General features: G+C 62.7%; 4 protein-coding genes. All 4 read right to left on the minus strand.

Annotated features, from left to right (window positions below; translation table 11 throughout):
• Positions 1-196: 196 nt before the first annotated feature.
• The 4 genes from OPU96_RS28700 to OPU96_RS28715 all read right to left on the minus strand — a co-directional run bounded on the left by OPU96_RS28700 (position 197) and on the right by OPU96_RS28715 (position 3,561).
• A complete protein-coding gene (locus OPU96_RS28700) occupies positions 197-940 on the minus strand; it encodes a YkgJ family cysteine cluster protein (RefSeq protein WP_226457465.1) in 744 nt (247 codons plus the stop codon).
• Between the two features lie 108 nt (positions 941-1,048).
• A complete protein-coding gene (locus OPU96_RS28705; protein WP_192297592.1) occupies positions 1,049-1,531 on the minus strand; it encodes a GNAT family N-acetyltransferase in 483 nt (160 codons plus the stop codon).
• A gap of 3 nt (positions 1,532-1,534) precedes the next feature.
• Entirely contained in the window at positions 1,535-2,437 is a 903-nt protein-coding gene (locus tag OPU96_RS28710) for a chemotaxis protein CheV (RefSeq protein ID WP_192297590.1), read from the minus strand.
• 149 nt (positions 2,438-2,586) lie between these two features.
• The gene (locus tag OPU96_RS28715) at positions 2,587-3,561 is read right to left on the minus strand and encodes a 2-hydroxyacid dehydrogenase (protein WP_226457464.1); all 975 of its coding nucleotides are present in this window, start codon (positions 3,559-3,561) and stop codon (positions 2,587-2,589) included.
• Positions 3,562-3,726 lie beyond the last annotated feature (165 nt).

The following is a 3,726-nucleotide window of genomic DNA, read 5'->3' on the forward strand; positions in this document are numbered from 1 at the left end:
GGAGCGGGCTTGCCCGCGAAAGCGGCGGTTCAGCCAACACCTCTATCAACAGTGCCACCGCCTTCGCAGCCTCGCTAGGGCTCGACAGCTCCCACAGGGGATAGGCAGTGCCTGGGGATCTGCAGCCGAGCACTGACAGCCCGCCAACACCGATCACCTGTGGGAGCGGGCTTGCCCGCGAAGGGGCCGGTACTGCCTACGCCGCCCTCAACGAAATAAACGCATAGTTGGCCGGCACCTCGGTAGCAATCTGCGCCCCCGCATCCAGCAGTTGCTCGGCAATGTCCATCCCGGACACATGAAACACCCACTCATTGGCCACGGCCGGCCGTTGCGTCGCCAATTCAAGCGCCTGGGCAAACGCGCCCATGTCCGGCAGGTACGCGGTAAACCCATCGCCCTTGAGCGCCGTGGTGCGCAGGCCGAGTAAGGCGCACACGGCTTCTTTGGTCTGGACGTCATCGCGGTCGGCCTGGCGCGAGCGCTGGATCAAGGCGGCCAACTGCGGGTCCGCCAGTTCGCCACCGACGATCAGCGCCGGGCCCTGTTCCCAGGATTCCGGTGGGCATTCCTTGGCCGCGGGGTTCAACGGGATGTGCGGGTTGATCTCCATCGGATAGATCCGACACACCAACGGCCGCCGCTCATAGATGCGGCACAGGTTGTCTGCGTCAAGATTCCGGCAACGCCCGGCGTTGTAGGCGGCAAAGGTGATGGCCAGCAACGCCTCGGTGTTGCCGCAGGGCACCACCACCGAACGGCGTTCGGCATGCTCGCGTTGCTGGGCGGGCAAGCCCAGGCCGCTGGCGAGAAAACCTTCCACGAGCACGATGACCTGGCCGCCGTCCGCCGCCCACATGCGGGCTTCATCGAGGGTCAGGGGGACGTGGTGGTCGCTGCAGCATTTGCCGCAACCGACGCAGGAAAAATGAGTGTTCATGGCAGATCTGTCACCAGGCTAGGTCAGAGGGCACACTTGAGCGGTGACGGGTTTTTACCTCTGTCCACCGCTCAGCCTGTCTGGAAGCAAGTTGTGCGCCAGTGCCTATCAGTCTGCTGCGACGACATCGCGTAGGACGAATCTCATTTCAGCGCTTTCATAGAGCTTGCGTGCGCGCAGGTTGCTCTCCAGCACCTTGAGATCCACGTAGGGTTCGCCGCGTTGCTTGAACACCTGGAAGCAGTGCAGCAACAACGCACGGCCCAGCCCCTGGCCCTGGGCGCAGGGGTGTATGGCGAGATTCTTGATAAACGCGCTGGTCCAGCATTGCGCCACGCCGAGAATACCGTCGGCGTTGCTGGCTACCAGGCACAGCGTCGGGTCGAATTCGGCGTCGGTGACAAACTGGTGTCGCCATTCATCCAGGCCGGGTACGCGGCCACCGCCTTGGTCCTGGGTCATGCGCAACACTGCATGAATCGCCGGGGCCAGCGCGTCGCGGTAGTGATCCAACTGCGTACCCGCCGGCCATTGCGGCGCGGGCAGGCTGGCGGTGAGGTCGCGGCGCAGCAGCTGGAAATACTCGCTCACCGCTTACAGGCCTTTTTGCGCCACAGTCTGGGCGGCGATCACCAGGCACTTGGTCAGTTCCGGCGAAGAAAACTTGGTCAGCACCGAATCGGCCCCGGCCAGGCGGGCTTTTTCGCTGTTCATCGCGCTGTCCAGGGAGGTGTGCAACAGCACGTAGAGGTCTTTGAAATCCGGGGTTTCACGCAGGGTGCGGGTGAGGGCGTAACCGTCCATTTCGGACATCTCGATGTCCGATACCACCACATTGATCTGCTCGGCCGTGCCTTGCAGCTCCAGCAGCACATCGATGGCCTCCTTGGCACTGCGCGCGGTGTGACAGGTCAGGCCGAGGTTACGCAGGGTGTGTACCGATTGCTGCAGGGCGACCTGGCTGTCATCCACCACCAAGATGCGGGCGTTGCCCAGCACTTCGGCTTCTTCCATGGTCAGGTCGGTCGGCGCTGCTTCAACCGGCGCCGGGGCGATGCCGTGGATGACTTTTTCAATATCCAGCACTTGTACCAAGCCACCTTCGACCTGGGTGACCCCGGTGATAAACGCGCGGTTGCCGCCGGAGCCGTAGGGCGGCGGGCGGATATCGGTGGTCAGGCAGTGCACGATCTTGCTCACCGCCTGTACATGCAGGCCCTGCTTGGAACGGCTGACGTCAGTGACGATCAGGCAGCCGCCGTCCGGGTCTTGCAGGGGCATTTCGCCGAGGGCGCGGCTCAGGTCGATCACCGACAGCGAGGCTCCGCGCAGGATGGCGATGCCTTTGACGTGGGGGTGGGACTCCGGCAGCTTGGTCAGCGGCGGGCAGGGAATGATTTCGCTGACTTTCAGCAGGTTGATCGCCATCAGCTTGCCGCTACGTAAGGTAAAGAGCAGAAGCGAGAGTGAGTCTGCGCGGGCTTTGGTGGTGGACATAAAAACCTTCTGAGGATCAGGGATGACGATCTATACCGAGTTATCGACTTGAGGGCGCCAGGCTTTAACCGGGTTTTGTATCGGGCGGGTTTCTGTGGGAGCAGGCAAGCCAACTCCCCCCAGAAGCACCTGCCCACCGTAGTGAGAGGTCAGCCTTTCCACACTTGCGGGTTCACCAGATCCTGCGGACGCTGGCCCAGTAGGGCACTGCGCAAGTTGTCCAACGCACGATTGGCCATGGCTTCGCGGGTTTCATCTGTCGCCGAGCCGATGTGCGGCAAGGTCACTGCATTGCTCAGTTGGAACAGCGGCGATTGCGCCAGGGGCTCCTGCTCATACACATCCAGTCCCGCCCCGCGAATCCGCTGGGTTTGCAGCGCTTCGATCAGTGCCGGTTCATCCACCACCGGGCCACGGGAGATGTTGATCAGGATCGCGCTGGATTTCATCAAGCCCAGCTCGCGGGTGCTGATCAGGTGACGGGTCTTGTCGCTCAACGGCACCACCAGGCAGACGAAATCCGCTTCGGCCAGCAACTGGTCAAGGCTGCGCAACTGTGCGCCCAGCGTTTGTTCCAGCTCGGTCTTGCGGCTGTTGCCGCTGTACAGGATCGGCATGTTGAACCCCAGGTGCCCGCGACGGGCCACGGCCGCGCCGATATTGCCCATGCCGACGATGCCCAGGGTCTTGCCGTGCACATCGCAACCGAACAACGCTGCGCCGACGCTGGCTTTCCACTGGCCGGCCTTGGTCCAGGCGTCCAGCTCGGCGACGCGGCGCGCGCTGCTCATCAGCAGGGCGAAGGCCAGGTCGGCGGTGCTTTCGGTGAGCACGTCAGGGGTGTTGGTGAGCATGATCCCGCGTTCATTGAAGTAGGGCACATCGTAGTTGTCGTAGCCCACCGAGACGCTGGAGACCACTTCCAGCTTGCCGGCGCCTTCGAGCTGCGCGCGGCCCAGCTTGCGACCCACGCCGATCAAACCGTGGGCGTGGGGCAGGGCTTCGTTGAACTGCGCGTTGATGTCACCCAGTTTGGGATTGGGCGCGATCACCTCGAAATCCTGTTGCAGGCGTTCGATCATTGGCGGGGTGATACGGCTGAAGGCGAGGACGGTCTTTTTCATTGCAGGCGGGCTCATCGACTACGGAAGAATGCCAAGCAAGCTAACATTCCTCGTCTGTGTTGTCAGGACACCACTCAATCAACGTGTACACAGTTCAACCTGTGGGAGCGGGCTTGCCCGCGAAGGCGGTGGGTCAGCCAGCAAGTCTGTATCTGACACACCGCC

The organism is Pseudomonas sp. RP-B7 (genome assembly GCF_059803535.1).